The 17,678-nt window shown below is 61.6% G+C and carries 17 protein-coding genes; 5 read left to right on the top strand and 12 right to left on the bottom strand.

What is annotated here, in order from left to right:
- Nucleotides 1-16: 16 nt before the first annotated feature.
- From ACD590_RS28920 to argE, 5 genes are all read right to left on the bottom strand, one after another.
- A complete protein-coding gene (locus tag ACD590_RS28920; protein WP_439003971.1) occupies nucleotides 17-1,060 on the bottom strand; it encodes a tartrate dehydrogenase in 1,044 nt (347 codons plus the stop codon).
- A 9-nt stretch (nucleotides 1,061-1,069) separates the two neighbouring features.
- Nucleotides 1,070-2,533, bottom strand: a complete 1,464-nt coding sequence (locus tag ACD590_RS28925) for an aldehyde dehydrogenase family protein (RefSeq protein WP_112907289.1) — start codon at nucleotides 2,531-2,533, stop codon at nucleotides 1,070-1,072.
- A 129-nt stretch (nucleotides 2,534-2,662) separates the two neighbouring features.
- Nucleotides 2,663-3,016: a cupin domain-containing protein gene (locus ACD590_RS28930; protein ID WP_112907287.1), complete on the bottom strand. Its 354-nt coding sequence runs from the start codon at nucleotides 3,014-3,016 to the stop codon at nucleotides 2,663-2,665.
- Between the two features lie 25 nt (nucleotides 3,017-3,041).
- A complete protein-coding gene (locus ACD590_RS28935; RefSeq protein ID WP_439003972.1) occupies nucleotides 3,042-3,965 on the bottom strand; it encodes a 2-hydroxyacid dehydrogenase in 924 nt (307 codons plus the stop codon).
- A gap of 26 nt (nucleotides 3,966-3,991) precedes the next feature.
- Nucleotides 3,992-5,113, bottom strand: coding sequence for an acetylornithine deacetylase (gene argE / locus ACD590_RS28940; protein ID WP_439003973.1), 1,122 nt, complete (start codon nucleotides 5,111-5,113; stop codon nucleotides 3,992-3,994).
- 261 nt (nucleotides 5,114-5,374) lie between these two features.
- On the opposite strand from argE, the gene ACD590_RS28945 reads away from it, so the two are divergent.
- A complete protein-coding gene (locus ACD590_RS28945; protein ID WP_439004066.1) occupies nucleotides 5,375-6,295 on the top strand; it encodes a GNAT family N-acetyltransferase in 921 nt (306 codons plus the stop codon).
- Nucleotides 6,296-6,428: 133 nt separating this feature from the next.
- Here the strand turns inward: ACD590_RS28945 and ACD590_RS28950 are convergent, their stop codons facing one another.
- Both ACD590_RS28950 and ACD590_RS28955 read right to left on the bottom strand, forming a co-directional pair.
- Nucleotides 6,429-6,629: a hypothetical protein gene (locus ACD590_RS28950; RefSeq protein ID WP_026188725.1), complete on the bottom strand. Its 201-nt coding sequence runs from the start codon at nucleotides 6,627-6,629 to the stop codon at nucleotides 6,429-6,431.
- A gap of 428 nt (nucleotides 6,630-7,057) precedes the next feature.
- Nucleotides 7,058-7,369: a hypothetical protein gene (locus ACD590_RS28955; protein WP_018245969.1), complete on the bottom strand. Its 312-nt coding sequence runs from the start codon at nucleotides 7,367-7,369 to the stop codon at nucleotides 7,058-7,060.
- A 258-nt stretch (nucleotides 7,370-7,627) separates the two neighbouring features.
- Here ACD590_RS28955 and ACD590_RS28960 point away from each other — a divergent pair, with 258 nt between their 5' ends.
- The 3 genes from ACD590_RS28960 to ACD590_RS28970 are packed head-to-tail and all read left to right on the top strand — an operon-like array spanning nucleotide 7,628 to nucleotide 10,034.
- Nucleotides 7,628-8,533, top strand: a complete 906-nt coding sequence (locus ACD590_RS28960; RefSeq protein ID WP_210069490.1) for a LysR substrate-binding domain-containing protein — start codon at nucleotides 7,628-7,630, stop codon at nucleotides 8,531-8,533.
- 56 nt (nucleotides 8,534-8,589) lie between these two features.
- Nucleotides 8,590-9,720 (top strand): HPP family protein, encoded by a 1,131-nt coding sequence (locus tag ACD590_RS28965; protein WP_130653633.1) that lies wholly within the window; start codon nucleotides 8,590-8,592, stop codon nucleotides 9,718-9,720.
- 35 nt (nucleotides 9,721-9,755) lie between these two features.
- Nucleotides 9,756-10,034, top strand: coding sequence for a DUF6522 family protein (locus ACD590_RS28970; protein ID WP_018445068.1), 279 nt, complete (start codon nucleotides 9,756-9,758; stop codon nucleotides 10,032-10,034).
- A gap of 159 nt (nucleotides 10,035-10,193) precedes the next feature.
- Here the strand turns inward: ACD590_RS28970 and ACD590_RS28975 are convergent, their stop codons facing one another.
- The 5 genes from ACD590_RS28975 to ACD590_RS28995 all read right to left on the bottom strand — a co-directional run bounded on the left by ACD590_RS28975 (nucleotide 10,194) and on the right by ACD590_RS28995 (nucleotide 15,279).
- Nucleotides 10,194-10,928: an ABC transporter ATP-binding protein gene (locus tag ACD590_RS28975; protein ID WP_155295844.1), complete on the bottom strand. Its 735-nt coding sequence runs from the start codon at nucleotides 10,926-10,928 to the stop codon at nucleotides 10,194-10,196.
- Nucleotides 10,925-11,743 (bottom strand): ABC transporter ATP-binding protein, encoded by an 819-nt coding sequence (locus ACD590_RS28980; protein WP_130653632.1) that lies wholly within the window; start codon nucleotides 11,741-11,743, stop codon nucleotides 10,925-10,927. The genes ACD590_RS28975 and ACD590_RS28980 overlap by 4 nt, the downstream gene beginning before the upstream one ends.
- Entirely contained in the window at nucleotides 11,740-13,050 is a 1,311-nt protein-coding gene (livM, locus tag ACD590_RS28985; protein WP_130653631.1) for a high-affinity branched-chain amino acid ABC transporter permease LivM, read from the bottom strand. Before livM ends, ACD590_RS28980 begins: the two co-directional genes overlap by 4 nt.
- Nucleotides 13,051-13,066: 16 nt before the next feature.
- Nucleotides 13,067-13,984: an ABC transporter permease subunit gene (locus tag ACD590_RS28990; RefSeq protein ID WP_018445064.1), complete on the bottom strand. Its 918-nt coding sequence runs from the start codon at nucleotides 13,982-13,984 to the stop codon at nucleotides 13,067-13,069.
- 179 nt (nucleotides 13,985-14,163) lie between these two features.
- Nucleotides 14,164-15,279: an ABC transporter substrate-binding protein gene (locus tag ACD590_RS28995; protein ID WP_130653630.1), complete on the bottom strand. Its 1,116-nt coding sequence runs from the start codon at nucleotides 15,277-15,279 to the stop codon at nucleotides 14,164-14,166.
- Between the two features lie 307 nt (nucleotides 15,280-15,586).
- Here ACD590_RS28995 and ACD590_RS29000 point away from each other — a divergent pair, with 307 nt between their 5' ends.
- Nucleotides 15,587-17,668, top strand: coding sequence for a hydantoinase/oxoprolinase family protein (locus ACD590_RS29000; RefSeq protein WP_283186648.1), 2,082 nt, complete (start codon nucleotides 15,587-15,589; stop codon nucleotides 17,666-17,668).
- Nucleotides 17,669-17,678: the final 10 nt, after the last annotated feature.

Consider the following 17,678-nt stretch of genomic DNA (forward strand, 5'->3'; position numbering starts at 1 on the left):
TGATCAGCCCCATTGATCAGCCAAGTGCCGAAAGCACCGATGCCGTGATCGCGTCGGTCTTGTCCTTGCCGGGAATTGCGCCGATGCCGCGTGCCGTCGTCGCCTCGATTGCGGCCATCACCCTTGCGGCGGCAGCCGCTTCTCCCAAATGCTCGAGCATCATCGCGCCCGACCAGATGGCGGCGATCGGATTGGCGATGCCGAGATCAGCGATATCGGGCGCCGAGCCGTGGACCGGTTCGAACATCGATGGCGCCGAGCGATCGGGATTGATATTGGCGGAAGCCGCAAAGCCGAGCCCGCCCTGGATGGCAGCGCCGAGGTCGGTCAGGATATCGCCGAACAGGTTGGAGGCGACCACGACGTCGAGACTATCAGGCGCCATGACCATGCGGGCGGCTATGGCGTCGATATGATAGCTGGTCACCTCGACATCGGGATATTCCGCAGAAAGCTTCTGGGTGATCTCGTCCCAGAAGACCATCGAATATTTCTGGGCGTTGGACTTCGTCACCGAGGCAAGCTTGCCGCTGCGCGCACGCGCTTGCTCAAAGCCGAAACGCAGGATGCGCTCAACCCCATTGCGGGTGAAAATCGAGGTCTCGACCGCTACCTCATTATCGGTGCCCTGGTGGACGCGGCCACCGGCACCGGAATATTCGCCTTCGGTGTTTTCACGAATGCAGAGGATGTCGAAGCCGTCAGCCCTTAACGGCCCCTGCACACCCGGCAGCAGCCGATGCGGGCGGATATTGGCATATTGCACGAAAGCCTTGCGGATCGGCAACAGAAGCCCATGCAGCGACACTGAATCCGGTACCTTACGAGGCCAGCCGACGGCACCGAGCAGGATGGCATCGAAGGACCTGAGCGTTTCGATGCCATCGGCGGGCATCATGCTGCCGTTCTCCAGATAGTAGTCGCAGGACCAGGGATAGCTGGTTGCATCAAGAGAAAATCCGTTCGATTGAGCCGCCTTTTCGAGCACGGCCCAGGCTGCTGCCGTCACGTCGCGGCCGATGCCGTCTCCAGGCAGAAGGGCGATCTTGTAGGTTTTCATCGCAGGTCCTCACAGGCTGATGAGCACACTCTTGCTCTTGCGGTTGGCGAGATAGGCATCGCGGCCGAGATCCTTGCCGATGCCGGACTGCTTATAGCCGCCGGTCGGCAGGATATGGTCGCGCGAGCGACCGTAGCGGTTGACCCAGACGGTGCCGGCCTGAAGGCGGCGGGTCACGCGGATGGCACGCGAGAGGTCGCGGGTGAAGAGGCCGGCGGCGAGCCCATAGGCCGGATGGTCGGCCAGCCCCAGCGCTTCCTCCTCGTCCTCGAAGGTCTGAATGGTCAGCACCGGTCCGAAGATTTCCTCGAGAACCGCCGGCGACGTTGCCGTCACGCCGGAAATCAGGGTCGGTGCGTAGAAATAGCCCTCGCGGTCGAGGCGGCGGCCACCGGTGAGGCACTCGGCGCCGTCGTCGATGGCGGCGCGGATGATGCCGTCCATGCGGGCGATCTGGCGTTCGGAGATGACCGGCGAATAATCGGTCGCCTCGTCCCAGGTGGGGCCGGGGCGGATGGCCGCCAGCCTCTCGACGAGCGCTGCCGCGAGTTCGTCCGCCACCGTCGCCTCGACGATGAGGCGGGATCCACATACGCAGGCCTGACCGGCGTTGGAGAGAATGCTGCCGGCGATTGCGCCCGCCGCAAGCTCGAGATCGGCATCGGCGAAGACCAGTTGCGGGCTTTTGCCGCCGAGTTCCAGCGTCATCGGCTTGACGCCGGTGCGGGCGATATTGGTCATGATCGCCGTGCCGGCCGCCGTCGAGCCGGTGAAGCTGACCTTGGAAATGCCGGGATGTCCGGTGATGGCATTTCCGGTGGTCGGGCCGTCGCCGAGCACGACGTTGACGAGACCGGCCGGCAGGCCGGCTCGCACCGAAAGTTCGGCAAGATAGAGCGTCGAAAACGGCGTCATTTCCGACGGCTTCAACACCACTGCATTGCCTGCCGCCAGTGCCGGACCAAGCTTCCAGCCGGCCATGGACAAGGGAAAATTCCAGGGCGTGATGGCGCCGACGACGCCATAGGGTTCCGTCATGATCATGCCGAAGTTCGCATCGTCGGTCGGAACGAGGTCGCCGCCTTCCTTGTCGGCGAACTCGGCAAAGAAGCGGATCTGTTCGGCGGTGACGGCGATGTCGCCGGCGACGAGATGACCGATGGGTCGTGTCGAGGAGAGCGCCTCGAGCCTGGCGAGGGTCTCCGCCTCGGCTTCGATCAGGTCCGCCCAGCGCTGCAGCGCCACGGTGCGCTCGCGCGGCCGCATGCCGCCCCAATTGCTCGTCTTCAATGCGGTCCTGGCCGTTTCGACGGCGTGATCGACAAGGGCTTCGTCGGCCAGCGGACAGCCGGCATAAGCCTTGCCGTCGGATGGGCGATGCATGTCGATGACGGCCTCGGCCGGAACCAGCCGCCCGCCAATGAAATGTCCGACGGGCAGGGATATCGTGTTCGGATCGAAGCTGAGTGTCATCGCATGTCCTCGGGATGGGCTGAGGCAAGCCTAACTGGGGAATGCGAGCAGCATGCATCGACCGGTGATGCCGCAGCGGCGAAAAATTGCGTTTTCGCCGCTGCGGCAGTCAAATCTACGGCGTCGGCATCACGACACGGTGACGTAGATCTTGCGCACCGTCTCGATCGTCTTCCAGACGCCAACGAAGCCCGGCTTCATGACGAAGCTGTCGCCGGCCTTGTAGACCACCGGTTCGCCGCCTTCCGGCGTGAGTTCGATCAGGCCGGAAAGGATGTGGCAGAACTCGAACGTCTCACCCTTGATCGAGCGCGTCTCGCCGGGTGTCGCTTCCCACACGCCGCTATGAACCGTCTCGCCGCGGGCGACGTCCTGCGCCCAGGTCTTGAAGGCAGGATTGCCCGAGATCAGCCGTTCTGGCAGTGGACCGGACTCGCGCGGCGCGAAGGTCGGGTTGGTGTCGATCGTCTTGAGGAGGGACATGATTTTGCTTTCCTAGGTTGAGAGCTCAGTAGCCGCGGCTGCGATCGATCAGTCCGATCGGATCGAGGCCTGCCTGGTGCCGCTTGATGTTGCCGATCACGGCCGCCGCGGCGGTTTCAGCTTGGGTGACGCTTGCAATGTGCGGCGTCAGCAGGATCTTCGGATGGTTCCAGAAGGCGTGGTCCTGAGGCAGCGGTTCCGGCTCGGTGACGTCGACGACGGCGCCGGATAGATGTCTGGTGTCGAGCGCGTCGACGAGCGCCTGATGATCGAGCTGAGCGCCGCGACCGACATGGACGAGCGCAGCGCCGGCCGGCAATCTGGCGAAGAGCCCGGCATTCAGAAAGCCGCGCGTCTCATCCGTCAGCGGCAGCAGGCAGATGAGAATGTCGGTGGTTGCAAGCAGGGTATCGAGGCCGTCGCGGCCGCTGAGGCATCGGATGCCGTCGATCTCGCGCGGGCTGCGGCTCCAGCCGCAAAGCGGAAAACCGAAGGGCTGTAGACGCTCGAGCACCGCGCTTCCAAGCATGCCGAGCCCGAGCACGCCGATGCGGCGATCCGAGGCCTGTACCGGCGCGGTCGTCTGCCAGGTCCGGCGCCGCTGCTGGTCGAGATAGGTCGGCAAGTCGCGATGGAGCGCAAGTACGGCCAGCGTCACATATTCCTGCATCATCCTGATGATGCCGTCCTCGACCATGCGCACGACCTTGACCGATGCTGGCACGGCATCGATGCGGAACTGGTCGATGCCGGCGCCGATCGAAAAGAGGATTTCGAGATTGCGATAGCGCGCGAGATCATCCGGCACGGTCCAGGTGATCAGGTAGCGCACGGCGTCCGCTTCGACCGACTTGGGATCCATGGAGAAGGCAATGTCGGGCAATTCGCGCGCGAAGGCTTCGGCGAAGATGGCGCCGCGCTTCGCGTCGGAATTGAAGAGAAAGGTCATTGCGTCGGCTCCTTGATCGGATGTCATCAGGCGCATCGGCGGCCAAGCGCCTCGACCATCGCCTGGCAGGCGAGCAGTTCGCCGGTGAGGATGAATTCGTCCGGCTTGTGGGCGCGGCCGATGTCGCCAGGGCCGCAGATGATCGCGTCGATGCCTGCGCGCTGGAAAAGGCCGGCCTCCGTGCCGAAGCTGACGGCGGCGAGCGGCTCGATGCCGGTCAGCTCGCCAAGCAGTGTCGCAAGCGGCGCATCGGCGGCAAGCGAAAGTGCCGGATAGGCGCTAAATTCGCGCCATTCCACCTGAAAGCCGAACTGCGACAGCGCCTCGGCCGCCACTCGGAGCGGCGCCAGCAGCGTGACTGGATCGACGCCGGAAATAGCCCGCGCTTCGAACTCGGCCTCGCAACTGTCGGGAATGATGTTGACTGCCTGGCCGCCCTTCAGCGTGCCGACCTGAAGGGAGGAGTAGGGCGGTTCGAAGACATGCTCGAACGGGCCGGAGGCGAGCTGTTCGGCTTCGGCGCGAGCGCAGGCCAGAACATCGGTGATGGCATGGATTGCGTTCAGTCCCTGGTCCGGGCGCGAGGAATGGCCGGACCGGCCCCTGACCGTCAGCCGGGCGGCGGCCTTGCCCTTGTGGGCGCGGATCGCCCGCATGCCGCTCGGCTCGCCGATGATTGCACCGAGCGGGGCTGCACAGAGCTCCGGCAGGCGGGCGATCATGTGCGGCACGCCGCGGCAGCCGGCCTCTTCATCATAGGAAAAGGCAAGGTGGATGGACTGACGAAGTGGCATGGCCGCAAGCGCCGGGACGGCGGCGAGAACGGCGGCCAGGAAACCCTTCATGTCGGTGGCGCCGCGACCGTAGAGGCGGTCCGTTTCGGCGCGCAGGCGGAACGGATCGCTGGTCCAGCCGCTTTCGGCGGCGGGGACCACGTCCATATGGCCTGAGAGGATATAGCCCGGCGTTTCCTTCGGGCCGATCGTGGCGAAGAGGTTCGACCGATCGCCTTCCGGGCCGGGAAGCTCGGTGACGACAGCGCCGTGGCTTTGCAGATAGTGCCGGATCCACGCGACGATCTCGCCGTTCGGCGTGCCGACGACGGAGGGGAAGCCAACGAGCCTTTCGAGAATTTCAATTGCCTGCATGGGATTCCTCACAGTGCGGGGATCTTTGAGGGTGCTTGCAACTGGGCTGACGGGAGGCGACATTCCAGGCTCACGGTGAACGGCGACTGCGGCCGGTCGGGCCTAGTCAATGACTTTAGAGGACGGTCCAGGCTTTATTTGCCGAAAGCGCAGCGGATTTGGTCGATTGTTGTGTTTGCGCCGGCCCAACCAGTGAATTGTATCGAACGATCTGTTCTAGTCTGGTCAGAGAAGTTTCCGGGCGCAGGCTTGGCCAGAAAAATGCGGCAGGGGGTGGGAGTGAGCGAACTGACATCCGAATCCAGGTTCGTCGACAGTTTCGAGACGCACATTGCCGGGATCGACAGCGTCGCTCTCGACAAGTTGCATGCGCTGTCGATGACCGTCGCCTGGCCGCATCGTGGCGAAGACTGGCAGTTCTTGCGGGAATTCGGCCAGGGCATCGTGGCGATCGATGACATCGGTCGCATCCTGGGCTCTGCGATGTGGTTTCCCTACGATGCCCAATTTGCAACGATCGGTATGGTCATCACCTCGCCGCGTCTTCAAACCAATGGCGCCGGGCAATGGCTCATGGGCCACGCGCTGGAGCAGGTCGCCGGGCGCAACCTCGGGCTGAATGCCACGCGCGCGGCGCGACGTCTCTATCGTTCCCTGAACTTTGTTCGCGAGGCACTCGTCTTTCAATGCCAGGGCGAAGCGATATCGCCGCCGGATGTGGAGCTGCCGTCCGGTGCTGTAATACGGGCAATCCAATTCGGCGATCTGGAAGCGATCGCCGAATTGGACTGCGTGGCCTTCGGCACCGATCGCAAGCTGCTCCTGGCCCGGTTGATGGCAAATTCCAAAGGCATCGTGTTAACCCGTGCCGGCAGGATCGAGGCTTTCTCGCTTTGCCGGCGGTTTGGGCGTGGCCATGTCATCGGTCCTATTGTGGCGGGCAGTGACGCAGACGCGATCGCCGTCGTCCGCCCACATGCCGCCGAGCATGCAGGAGCGTTCCTGCGCCTCGACACACGCGAGCAGGGCGGGACCTTTTCCGATTTCCTCTCTCGCTGCGGTCTTCCCGTTTACGACATCGTGACGACCATGTCGCTCGGCGGCCCTTGGCTTCCGGTTCCGGGACATCAGGCGGCGCACGAGCCGAGAACCTATGCACTCGTCAGTCAGGCACTCGGTTGACGCAGGCCTACCTGGCGATCGTTGTCGGATTCTAGAGCGGTTCAGCTTTTAACGGAAGCGCAGAACCGCTCTATCCTTTTGTTTTTACGCAATTCCGGACGGAAAACCGCTTCGCACTTTTCCTGGAATTGCTCTAAGCGCCGGGACAGACCGGTATGTCGATCAGAGCCTGCCGGCGTTCAAATTCGGGCCGGAACGAACGATATTGCCAGAGACCTTCCGGGCTTTCCCGGCGGTATACGGTCTCGAGCCAGAACACGGAGTCATCGATCGGCAAGACAGGATGCCAGGCATACCATTCCGACCAGATTTTTCCTGCCGGGTCGTTGTCCATGATCGCCACTCGCCTCCTCATCGTCAGCGCAACTCGAACATCCGTGCGGCACGGGAGCCGTTGTCGTTACGAAACCGGCTTTCGGCATCGGTCACGATCAGCTCCTGGGATCGATGGTCTCGATTTCCTGGAGTCGAGAGACACCGATCGCGAGAGGTCCGATTTCTGCTTGCTGCGATCCCAGCGTGCCGCGGCGAATGTTCTATAATACAGAATAGCAGCAGAAGAATATTCTTCAATAGAGATCATTTTCTCGTATTGCGCGAACTCTTCCTCTTCCCCCGTCGGGAGATGTTTCAGGTTGTGAGATGTGGCTCTGTTGACGAATGATTTCGTCGGTGGATGCAGTCGCCTCGATTGGGCTTCGACACCGGCGATAAGTTGCGGTGTTCAATCGCCACTGATCTGTTTGCGTGATGGTTGGATGCTCAGCCGATCGAACGCAGCCCGAGGTAGGCTGCCAGACTGATTGCGGAGAGAGCGATCGTCAGCCTGGGTCTCGCATCGTCGAACATGGCTGCCAGCGAAAGGCCGAGCATCAGGATGACGGATTTTGCCCAGAGATCTTGATCGGAGACGGTGAAAGCGATTGCCGCCAGAAAGACGGCGCTTGCGACGATTGTCACAGGGGCAGATTTCTCGGCGAGATCGCCGCCTGGGAAATACGGCAGAAGAAAACGCCGCATGCTCAAGCCTGAAGCGACGCTCAGAAGAAGACAGGTCAAGACAAGTTGCAACATAGGGTCGTCGCCGATCGATCCGCGGATAGCCCTAAACATGCAAACCTCATGCCAGCCTCAAACCCTCAAAACGTCATCCGACAGAGGATGTCGCGGCTTGCATGGCTATTTCCTCGGCGTCGCGACCCTTTTTTCGGCAATCGCTCGTCTGCTTGGGCTCATGTTTTTCGTCCGATGCCGAAACCGGCTTGAGCTCACGCAATGATTTTTATATAGAGAATTATCTATCGTCTTAATTCCGCAAACGAGATCCTTTCATTGGACCTTTCATCGATCGAGATATTCCTCGCCGTTGCCAGCGACCGCAGTGTTACCAAGGCTGCCAAGGCCGTAGGGCGGGCGCCGTCGAATGTGACGACGCGCGTCCAGCAATTGGAGGAGGACCTCGGCGTTTCCCTCTTCAGCCGTGACGGCAAGAAGATGACGTTGACGCGCGAGGGCGGGACGTTTCTCGCCTATGCCAACCGGCTTATGGCGCTTGCGCTCGAAGCGCGCCAGGCCGTGCGGCCTCTCGCCCCATCCGGGACATTGCGGGTCGGTACCATGGAGAGCACGGCGGCAAGCAGGCTGCCGGCGGCGCTCACGCAATTCAATCAGATGTGGCCGGAGGTGTCGCTTCATCTGACGATGGGGGCGTCCCGCGATCTGATCCGCGACGTTCTCTCTGATGCACTGGATTGCGCGCTGATTGCCCGTCCACCGAAGACTATGCGCGAGGAAGACTCGAGCTTCGATGCCGAACTCAAGGCGCTCGAAATGGAGCCGGTCTTCGTCGAAGACCTGTTGATCGTGTTGCCGTCCGGGCATCCCTCGATCAAGTCAGCCGCAGACCTGCGTGTCGGATCACTCGCCGCTTTGGAACCCGGCTGCACCTATCGCCGGATCGCCGAAAACTGGGCGCGCAAATCGAGCACCCTGCCGACGAGCGAACTCGGCTCCTACCACGCGATCTTGGCGAGCGTTGCGACGGGCAATACGGCCGGCGTCATGCCGCGATCCGTCCTTGATCTCATGCACTGGCCGACGCCTGTCCAGACCCATCAGCTCGGGCCTGTCGATACGCTGCTCGTCTACCGCAGGAATGATCGTCCAAGCGCGTTCAACGCATTCCACGAAGTCCTCAGCGCGACAAGGGGCAGAGATATCAGGCTGGCAACAAACTAGCCTGAACGTCTTCCTCCTTCGCCGCCAGATAATCCTCGCTTAAAATTGGTCTTGTCATGCAGTATCCCGTTTCCCCGAAGGTGGGACCGAGCCGCTTCCGCCGCTTCCGTTTGTTTTCACCTATTCTGGCCGGTGCGACCTTACGAGAGCGATTGATTGGATGTCTCGGCGCTTTGCTGGCCATTGGTCTCACCGGCGTCATCAGCGGCTATCTGTTCGGCCAGGGGCCGCATCTTCCCCTGATCGTCGCGCCGATGGGGGCGTCCGCGGTGCTTCTTTTCGCGGTGCCGGCAAGTCCGCTTGCGCAGCCTTGGTCGATCATCGGCGGCAATACGATTTCCGCCCTGATGGGGATCATTGCCGCCTATTTCATTCGCGATCCGATCATCGCGACAGGCGTCGGCGTTTCGCTTGCCATCGGCGCGATGTCCTTCACGCGCTGCCTGCATCCACCGGGAGGAGCCGCCGCACTGACCGCCGTGCTCGGCGGCCCTGTCGTTGCCGGCTGGGGATTTCTTTTTCCCTTCGTGCCCGTCGCTTTGAACTCCTGCATCCTCGTCGGCCTTGGCCTGTTGTTCCACAAGCTTTCCAAGCGGAATTATCCGCACGTCGTTCCGAAACCCGCGGAGAACACCCATCAGACAGTGGACCTGCCATCTGCCGTGCGGGTGGGTTTCCGCGAAGAGGATGTCGATGCGGCCCTCGAAGCGCTCGACGAAACCTTCGATATCGATCGGGCAGACCTCGGCCGGCTGTTGCAGCAGGTCGAACTGCAAGCGGCCATCCGCTCAAACGGCAAGATCAGCTGTGCCGATATCATGTCGCGTGACGTGATCGCCATTGGCGAAGCCTCGGAACCGGATGCTGCACGGCATCTTCTCTTGAAGCACAATATCCGCACCTTGCCGGTGAAGGATCCGGAGGGCCGCCTCGTCGGCGCCGTCGGCTTGCGGGAATTGTCCATGAGCACCGAGACCATCGCGCACGCGATCTCGAGGCCGGCGGTGGCCAGACCTTCGGATTCTGCTCTGTCGCTGTTGCCTGTTCTGACGGACGGTCGCACGCATGCCGTCATCATCGTCGACGACGACTACCGGATCCTTGGCCTGATATCGCAGACGGATCTCCTGAGCGCAGTGGCGCGACTGCTGCCAAAGGAGGACAATGCGATTCCGGCGGTGGCCTGAGCGGTGAGCGTGGAACGTAGCTGGAGAAAAAGTCGGTGCTGATCGAGCGCGATTCAAATGGCGATTTTATCCTGGAATCATCGGAGCTCGCGAAGCGGTTCGGATTGTCGCTGGCCGATCTTCGCCGCCACATGCGCCATGGCTCCGTCGTCAGCTCCGTGGAAATCGGTACTGCTGAACACGAGGGGACGAAACGGGTGTCGCTTCGGCTCGGCAACAGGCTTTGGCAAGCCGTTTTGAACGATGAAAATGAAGTGCAGCAAGAGCAGATGACCGTTCTTCGGGGTAAGTCCTCCGGACGGCATCCGCGCTGACCCCGTCCTTATGCATGGTGCGTGACGCCGGTTTGCTGCACCGCTCGGCCCTGTTCGCGCGGACCGAAGGAACGATCCCTTGCGGCCGCCGAGCAGCACGTGGAAGTCTACGCCGGCCGTCGGCAGATTGACCATGACCATGCCCGGAAAGCCCCTTGTTCAGTGCAGTCCGAGATAGGCTTTGCGGACGTCTTGGTTGTCGAGGAGGGCGGCGCTTTCGCCGGAGAGGTGGATACGGCCGTTGACCATGACATAGGCTCGCTGCGAAAGCTTCAGTGCATGGTTGGCATTCTGCTCGACGAGAAATATCGTTTTGCCCATTGCGGCGATTTCCCGCAAAACCTCGAAAACGCGCTTGACGATCAGCGGCGCCAAGCCGAGCGACGGTTCGTCGAACAGGATCAGTTCCGGCCGCGCCATCATGGCGCGGGCGATGGCGAGCATCTGCTGTTCGCCGCCCGACATGGTGCCGGCGGTCTGATTTCGACGCTCCTTGAGGCGCGGGAAGAGCTCGAACATGGTGTTCCGGTCTTCTTCGAAGTGGGCCATGCCGATCGGCGTCGTGCCCATCATCATATTCTCTTCGACCGACATCTCCTGGTAGATCTGGCGACCTTCCGGAACGAGCGCTATGCCGCGCCTGGAAATCCTGCTGGTCGGCATCTGCGAGATGTCTTCGCCACGATGCAGTATCTTGCCGGATGAGGCACGCGGCGCCCCGAAGATGGAGGAAAGCAGCGTGGTCTTGCCGGCGCCGTTTGCGCCGATCAGGCTGACGATCTCGCCGGCTGAGATATGGACGTTCACCGCCTTCAGCGCTTCTACCGGGCCGTAATGGGCATGAACGCCGGCGAATTCGAGAAGCGGTACCTGCATGTCGGACGACTGGCTCATGCTTGGACCTCCTCTTCGCTGACCCCGAGATAAGCGGCGACGACGGCCGGATCGTTGGCGACATGCTGCGGCGTGCCGTCGGAGATCACCTCGCCATGATCGAGCACGACGATGTGGTTCGAAATGCGCATGACGAGACCCATGTCGTGCTCGATGACGAGAACCGTCTGCTTGTGATCGGCACAAAGCCGTTGGATGACCTCGGCTAGATCCAGCGTTTCGGAAGGGTTGAGGCCGGCAGCCGGTTCGTCGAGGCATATGAGGCTCGGGCCCGTGCACATGGCGCGGGCGATCTCGACGCGGCGCTGCCGGCCGTAAGGCAGTTCGCCGGCCAGGCGGTTGGCGTCTTCGGCAAGCTTCATCTGCCCCAGCCAGTGATAGGCCCGGTCGACAGCCTCTGCCTCGGCCTTGCGGAACGCCCGGGTCCGGAAAACGCCACTGAGGATGTTGTTGCGGGTGGCGAGGTGTTGGGCGATCAGAAGGTTCTCGATGACCGACATTTCCTTGAACAGGCGGATGTTCTGGAACGTCCTGGCAATCCCGGCGCGCGTCACGAGATGCGAGCCGCCGGTCATCGGTTTGGTCACCAACTGGCCGATATCCGTCGGACCATCGCGTCCGTTCAGCATGATGCGGCCTTCGCTGGAGCGATAGAATCCGGTGATGCAGTTGAACATCGTCGTCTTGCCGGCGCCGTTGGGACCGATCAGGGCGGTGACCGCGCCGCGTTCGACCGAGAAGCTGACGTCCCGGTTGGCGACGATGCCGCCGAAACGCATGGTGACATTCTGTACTTCGAGGATGGGTCCGTTCATCGTCCCGCCTCCGCCTTGCCCTCAAAGGACAGTTCGCTGCCGATGCCTTCTTTCATCGAGCTCGGAAAGAATGCCGGGCGCTTGATGCGGACCAGGCCGCGCGGTTTCCAGATCATCATCACCACCATCAGGATACCGAAGACCAGAACGCGGTATTCGGCGAACTCACGCAGAAGCTCCGGAAGAATGGTGAGAACGAGTGCGGCCGAGATGACGCCCGCCGTCGATCCGAGGCCGCCAAGGACGACGATGGCGAGGATCAGCGCGGATTCGAAGAAGGTGAAAGAGGTCGGGTTCACGAAACCCTGTTGTGCGGCGAAGAAGACGCCGGCGAGGCCGCCCGTGGAGGCGCCGAGCATGAAGGCCGTGAGCTTTGTGAAGACGTGATTGACGCCGAGCGAACGGCAGGCGATCTCGTCTTCCCGCAGCGCTTCCCACATGCGGCCGAGAGGGATGACGCGCAGTCGCTCCACGGCGTAGATGACGAAGCAGACGACAAGAAACAGCACGAAATAGAGAAACCAGAACCGGTAGTCCGCGCTGTAGGCGATGCCCAGATATTCATGAATGGGAACGCCACCCTGTTTGGCGGTACGGGTGAATTCGAGGCCGAGGAAGGTGGGTGCCGGAACCGGGGCGCCGTTCGGCCCGCCGGTGAATTCCAGCCAGTTGTTCAACACCAGACGAATGATCTCGCCGAATCCGAGCGTCACGATGGCAAGATAGTCGCCATGCATCTTCAGAACGGGAAAGGCGAGGATCATGCCGAAGAGGCCGGCCAGGAATGGGGCGAGCACCAGAGCGCCCCAGAAGCCGATCCCGAGATATTGCGATCCGAGCGCCAGGAGATAGGCGCCCACGGCGTAGAAGGCGACGTAGCCGAGGTCGAGCAGGCCAGCAAGCCCGACGACGATGTTAAGCCCCAGGCCGAGAAGGCAGTATATCAGGGCAAGAATCGCGATACCCAGGAAGTACTTGTCCGCGAAAAGCGGCAGACTCAGCCCTGCGAGAAACAACAGGGAAAGGACCAGCACCGGCGACCTCTCCTTGCCGGTCATGACGGTCACGCCGGCACCGTTTCCGGCCATGCGCCGGGTGAGTTTTCGACCGGGGCTGCTGATCTGGAACAGCGAGAGCGCTAGACGTCCTGCCGTGACGACGGCCGCCAGCAGTACCGCGCGCATCAGTTCGTTCGTGAACGAAAATCCCTCGAGCACCAGCCCTGAGATCGGGCCGAACAGGATGAGGGAGACCGTAAAAGTGAGGAGCGCTTCCTTGAAGAGCACCCGAAGGCGGTTGGATTCCATGGTTTCTTGCTCCTCCTCAGACTTTCTGGATTTCCGGTCGGCCAAGCAGGCCATAGGGTCGGAAAAACAGAAGGGTGATGAGCAATGCGAAGGCGAAGACGTCCTTGTAGTCGGTGCTGACATAGCCGGCGAAGAGAGCCTCGGTCAGGCCGAGGACGATGCCGCCTAGCACGGCGCCGGGCAGCGAGCCGATTCCGCCGAGAACCGCGGCCGTGAAGGCCTTGATGCCCATGACAAAGCCGATGAAGAAGTTGAAGGAGCCGTAGTTGAAGGTGACGAGCGTGCCGCCGACGGCGGCAGTGGCCGCGCCCATCACGAACACTGTCGAAATGATCCGGTCGGTGTTGACCCCGAGTATCGCGGAGATCCGGATATTCTGCTGGGTGGCGCGGCATTCGCGGCCGATCCTGGTGTAGTTGATCACATAGGTCAGCACGCCCATGGCGATCAGCGACGCGAACAGGATCACCGTCTGCATGTAGGTGATCTGCGCGAACTGGGTATCGTTACCGATGCGAAACGCCCCCTGGATGAGCGTCGGCACACCCTGGTCGCGCGCGCCCTGGGCGATCTGGACGTAGCTCTGCAGCATCAGCGAGATGCCGATGGCCGATATCAGCGGAGCAAGCTTGGTCGAGCCGCGAAGCGGCCGATAGGCGACGCGCTCGATCACCCAGCCATAGACGGCCGTGATTGCGCAGCTGATCACCAGCACGGATATCAAGGCGAAGGGAACCGACTGAACGCCGAAATAGCCAAGGACGGCAAGCGTGATGGCGGCGATATAGGCCGATACCATATAGACGTCGCCATGGGCGAAATTGATCATCCGGATGACGCCGTAGACCATGGTGTATCCGACCGCGATCAGGCCGTAGATCGTCCCCAGCGTGATGCCATTGAACAATTGTTGAACCAGGATGTAAAAGTCCATGGCGAACCCCTCTTATGGTTTTCGGGGATGGATAAGCCGGCCGAACCTAAAGCGCGTCGCGATCTTTCAGCGTCTCTGATCGCGCTTTAGGTCTTTATTTTTCCGCATGTCGCTACCGCAAAACCGCTGCACACTTTTGCGCGACAAGCTTTAGGTCCGGCCGGCTCGGGCAAAATGCCTTACTTCACCAAGACAGGGGTTCCCTTGTCGTCGAAGTTGTAGAAAACGAACTTGAAGTCCTTGATGTCGCCCTTGGCGTCCCAAGTGATCTTGCCGATGGCGGAATCGACGGTGTTGCTGCGGAGATAGTCGGCCTGGGCCTTCAGTTCGTCGCCGGCCTTCAGCGCGGCAACGACGGCCTGCGCATTGGCATAGCCATAGAGCACGTAGTTTGCCGGCGTGATGTTGGCTTTCTTCAGCGCGTCCTGGACGCCCTGCGTGGAGGGATCCGCCAGCGGATCCGGTGTTGCCGAATAATAGACGTTCTTGAGGTTCTCAGCGCCGCCGGCTGCCGCGACCAGTTCCGTCTGGGCGAACGCGTCACCGCTGACGATGACCACGTCGACACCCTGCTCCTTGAGCTGGCGGATCAGTGGGCCGCCTTCGGGAATGAGACCGCCGAAGTACACGGCGTTGGCGCCGGAGCTCTTGATCTTGGTGACGAGCGCATTGAAGTCACGTTCGCCACGGGTCAGGCCTTCGTACATCACAGGCTTGATTCCGCGCGCTTCGATCGTCTTCTTGACGGCGTCCACCAGGCCCTGGCCATAGGTGTCCTTGTCATGGATGAGGGCGATCTTGTCCCGCTTCAGCGTATCCAGAATGAAGCTGCCGGCGACGACGGCCTGCTGGTCGTCACGGCCGCAGCCACGAAACAGATTGTCGAAACCGCGATCGGTGACGGTCGGATTGGTGGAGGACGGCGTCATTTCGAGGATGCCGGCATCATTGTAGATTTCGGAAGCAGGGATCGTGTTGGACGAGCAGAAATGCCCGATCACCGCCTGGACCTTGTCCTGGTCCACGAAACGATTGGCGACGGCAACGGCCTGCTTCGGTTCGCAGGCGTCGTCACCCTTCACCAGTTCAATCTTCTTGCCGTTGATGCCGCCCGACGCGTTGACGACGGTGACGTAGGCGGACACACCGCTGAATACCTGCTCGCCAAAGGTCGCATTGGCGCCGGTAAAGGGGCCGGCGACGCCGATCTTGATCGTGTCGGCCGCCAAAGCGTTGGAAAACAGCAAGGCGGAGGCGACGGCGGTGGCGCTAAGAAGTCTCGATATGGATTTCATGTGTTTTTCCCTCTGGTTGAAGCTCTCTGGTTTTTAGTGGTTCTCGACGCGGTTCAGTCCGTGTTCATGCTTCGCCTTGAAGGTGAAGCTATTATTTTCGTTAGGTAAATTCTCTTTGTCTCAGCCGCTGCGAAGAGCGATTTTCGAGATTTCCGGTCCTTTTCTTAATTGACACTTATATGATAAGTGACATATACGAAAACCGTCAAGCGGAAATGTTGCGGCATCGCTTGCAACAGTGAAGAATGGCAGGATCGATGATCGCGCAAGCGCGGCCTCGAACGTTAAGAAAGCGGGGAACAAGACGGTGAGCAGCACGCCACGAAACTGCCGGGTGGGCGTCGATATCGGCGGCACCTTTACGGATATCGCTCTCGACCTCGACGGGACGCTTCACTCGACGAAGATCCTGACGGACTATACGGCGCCGGAGAGGGCGATCCTCAAGGGTGTGAAGGCCGTCGCCGACATGGCGGGCATCGCTCTTTCAGAGATCGGCATCCTCATTCACGGGACGACGCTCGCCACCAACGCGCTGATCGAGCGGCGCGGCGCCAGGACCGCCTTCGTGACGACGGAAGGTTTTCGCGACGTGCTCGAGATGCGCACCGAGAACCGTTTCGAGCAATATGATCTCAATATTTCCCTGCCGCCGGCTCTCATCGCGCGCGCCGACCGCTTCGTCGTGCGTGAGCGTATCGATGCGGCGGGCAAGGTTCTGCTTGATCTGGACAATGCTTCGGTTGCAGCCGTCGTCGAGAAGGTCGCGGCAGGCGGCTATGAAAGTGTCGCGATCGGCTTCATTCATGCCTATGCCAATGGCGCACACGAGATCGCCGTCCGCGACGCGATCCTAAAGCGCCTTCCTGGCCTCTCCGTTTCGATCTCGTCGGAGGTTTCTCCGCAAATGCGCGAATTCGAGCGCTTCAACACGGTCTGTGCCAATGCTTACGTCAAGCCGGCGATCAAATCCTATCTCGACCGTCTCGTCGTGTCGCTGAAGGATATCGGCGTCCGCTGCCCGGTCTTCATGATCCACTCCGGCGGTGGGATCGTCTCGGTGGAGAGCGCCTCCGAATTTCCGGTGCGCCTCGTCGAATCCGGTCCGGCGGGCGGCGCGATCTTCGCGGCCGACATCGCTCGTCAATACGGTCTCGATACGGTTCTTTCCTTCGACATGGGCGGCACGACTGCCAAGATCTGCCTGATCGAAAACCAGGTACCGAAGACGGCCAAGACTTTCGAGGTCGCGCGCACCTATCGGTTCCGCAAGGGATCCGGCATGCCGATTTCCATCCCCGTCGTCGAGATGGTCGAAATCGGCGCAGGCGGCGGTTCGATCGCTTCGGTCGACGCAATGCGCCAGATCCGCGTCGGCCCGCATTCGGCAGCCTCCGAGCCAGGCCCAGCCTGTTATCAGCGCGGCGGCAAGAACCCCACCGTGACCGATGCGGACCTGATCCTCGGCAAGCTCGATCCCGCCAATTTCGCGGGCGGCGCGATCCCGCTTTCCGTCGAGGCGAGCCGCCAGGCGATGAGCGACGATATCGGCGCGGTCATCGGCCTCGACCCGGAGGCTTCCGCTTACGGCACGTGCGAAATGGTCGACGAGAACATGGCCAATGCCGGCCGCGTCCACACCGTCGAGAACGGCAAGAACATTTCTGATTTCACCATGATCACCTTCGGTGGCGCAGGACCGCTGCATGCCGCACGCCTCTGCGAAAAGATGGGGATCTCGACCTTCCTCGTTCCGCCGGGCGCCGGCGTCGGTTCCGCGATCGGTTTCCTCAAGGCGCCGTTCGGCTACGAATCCGTCCGCAGCGCCGTCTTCAGCCTGTCGAATTTCGAATATTTAGAGGCCAACCGCCTGCTGCAAGCCATGAAGGCCGAAGCACTCGGCTTTGTCGAAGGCGGGCTCGACACAGGCTCCCCGGTGATCGAGCGCACGCTGTTCATGCGCTATGCCGGGCAGGGCTGGGATATCCCGGTCCCGCTTGCCGACGACAATTTCGACCCTGCGAGCGCCGAGACGATCGCGGCCTCTTTCGAAAAGGAATATGAGCGCTTCTTCGGCCGCGCCATCGAGGGTCTCGATATCGAGATCGTCAGCTGGTCGGTCAAGGCGAGTTCGCCGCTCCCGCCGGTCGAACGCATTCCCTCCGTCGCCGAAGGCAATATCGTGCAGCCGGGCAAGACCCGACGCCTGTTCGAGGCCTCCCAAGGCGCCTATCTCGAAGCCGGCATTCACGAGCGCACCGGCCTGAAGTCCGGCGACGTGATCAAGGGCCCCGCCGTCATCGTCGAGCGTGAGACCTCAACCGTTCTCACTTCCTCCTTCAAGGCCATCGTTCAGCACGACGGCTGCCTTCTCGCAACCCGGATCTGAGGATAGTCAC

The sequence above is a fragment of the Rhizobium sp. 862_C5_N1_2 genome (assembly GCF_051811205.1).
Lineage (GTDB): Bacteria > Pseudomonadota > Alphaproteobacteria > Rhizobiales > Rhizobiaceae > Rhizobium > Rhizobium leguminosarum.

Excerpts from the sequence above, each read along its gene's own strand:
- livM (WP_130653631.1), bottom strand. The coding sequence starts at position 13,050 with ATGGAATCCAACCGCCTTCGGGTGCTCTTCAAGGAAGCGCTCCTCACT.
- argE (WP_439003973.1), bottom strand. The coding sequence starts at position 5,113 with ATGCAGGCAATTGAAATTCTCGAAAGGCTCGTTGGCTTCCCCTCCGTC.
- ACD590_RS28965 (WP_130653633.1), top strand. The coding sequence starts at position 8,590 with ATGCAGTATCCCGTTTCCCCGAAGGTGGGACCGAGCCGCTTCCGCCGC.
- ACD590_RS28980 (WP_130653632.1), bottom strand. The coding sequence starts at position 11,743 with ATGAACGGACCCATCCTCGAAGTACAGAATGTCACCATGCGTTTCGGC.
- ACD590_RS28955 (WP_018245969.1), bottom strand. The coding sequence starts at position 7,369 with ATGTTGCAACTTGTCTTGACCTGTCTTCTTCTGAGCGTCGCTTCAGGC.
- ACD590_RS28930 (WP_112907287.1), bottom strand. The coding sequence starts at position 3,016 with ATGTCCCTCCTCAAGACGATCGACACCAACCCGACCTTCGCGCCGCGC.
- ACD590_RS28995 (WP_130653630.1), bottom strand. The coding sequence starts at position 15,279 with ATGAAATCCATATCGAGACTTCTTAGCGCCACCGCCGTCGCCTCCGCC.
- ACD590_RS28975 (WP_155295844.1), bottom strand. The coding sequence starts at position 10,928 with ATGAGCCAGTCGTCCGACATGCAGGTACCGCTTCTCGAATTCGCCGGC.
- ACD590_RS28990 (WP_018445064.1), bottom strand. The coding sequence starts at position 13,984 with ATGGACTTTTACATCCTGGTTCAACAATTGTTCAATGGCATCACGCTG.
- ACD590_RS28920 (WP_439003971.1), bottom strand. The coding sequence starts at position 1,060 with ATGAAAACCTACAAGATCGCCCTTCTGCCTGGAGACGGCATCGGCCGC.
- ACD590_RS28950 (WP_026188725.1), bottom strand. The coding sequence starts at position 6,629 with ATGGACAACGACCCGGCAGGAAAAATCTGGTCGGAATGGTATGCCTGG.
- ACD590_RS28945 (WP_439004066.1), top strand. The coding sequence starts at position 5,375 with ATGCGGCAGGGGGTGGGAGTGAGCGAACTGACATCCGAATCCAGGTTC.
- ACD590_RS28935 (WP_439003972.1), bottom strand. The coding sequence starts at position 3,965 with ATGACCTTTCTCTTCAATTCCGACGCGAAGCGCGGCGCCATCTTCGCC.
- ACD590_RS28925 (WP_112907289.1), bottom strand. The coding sequence starts at position 2,533 with ATGACACTCAGCTTCGATCCGAACACGATATCCCTGCCCGTCGGACAT.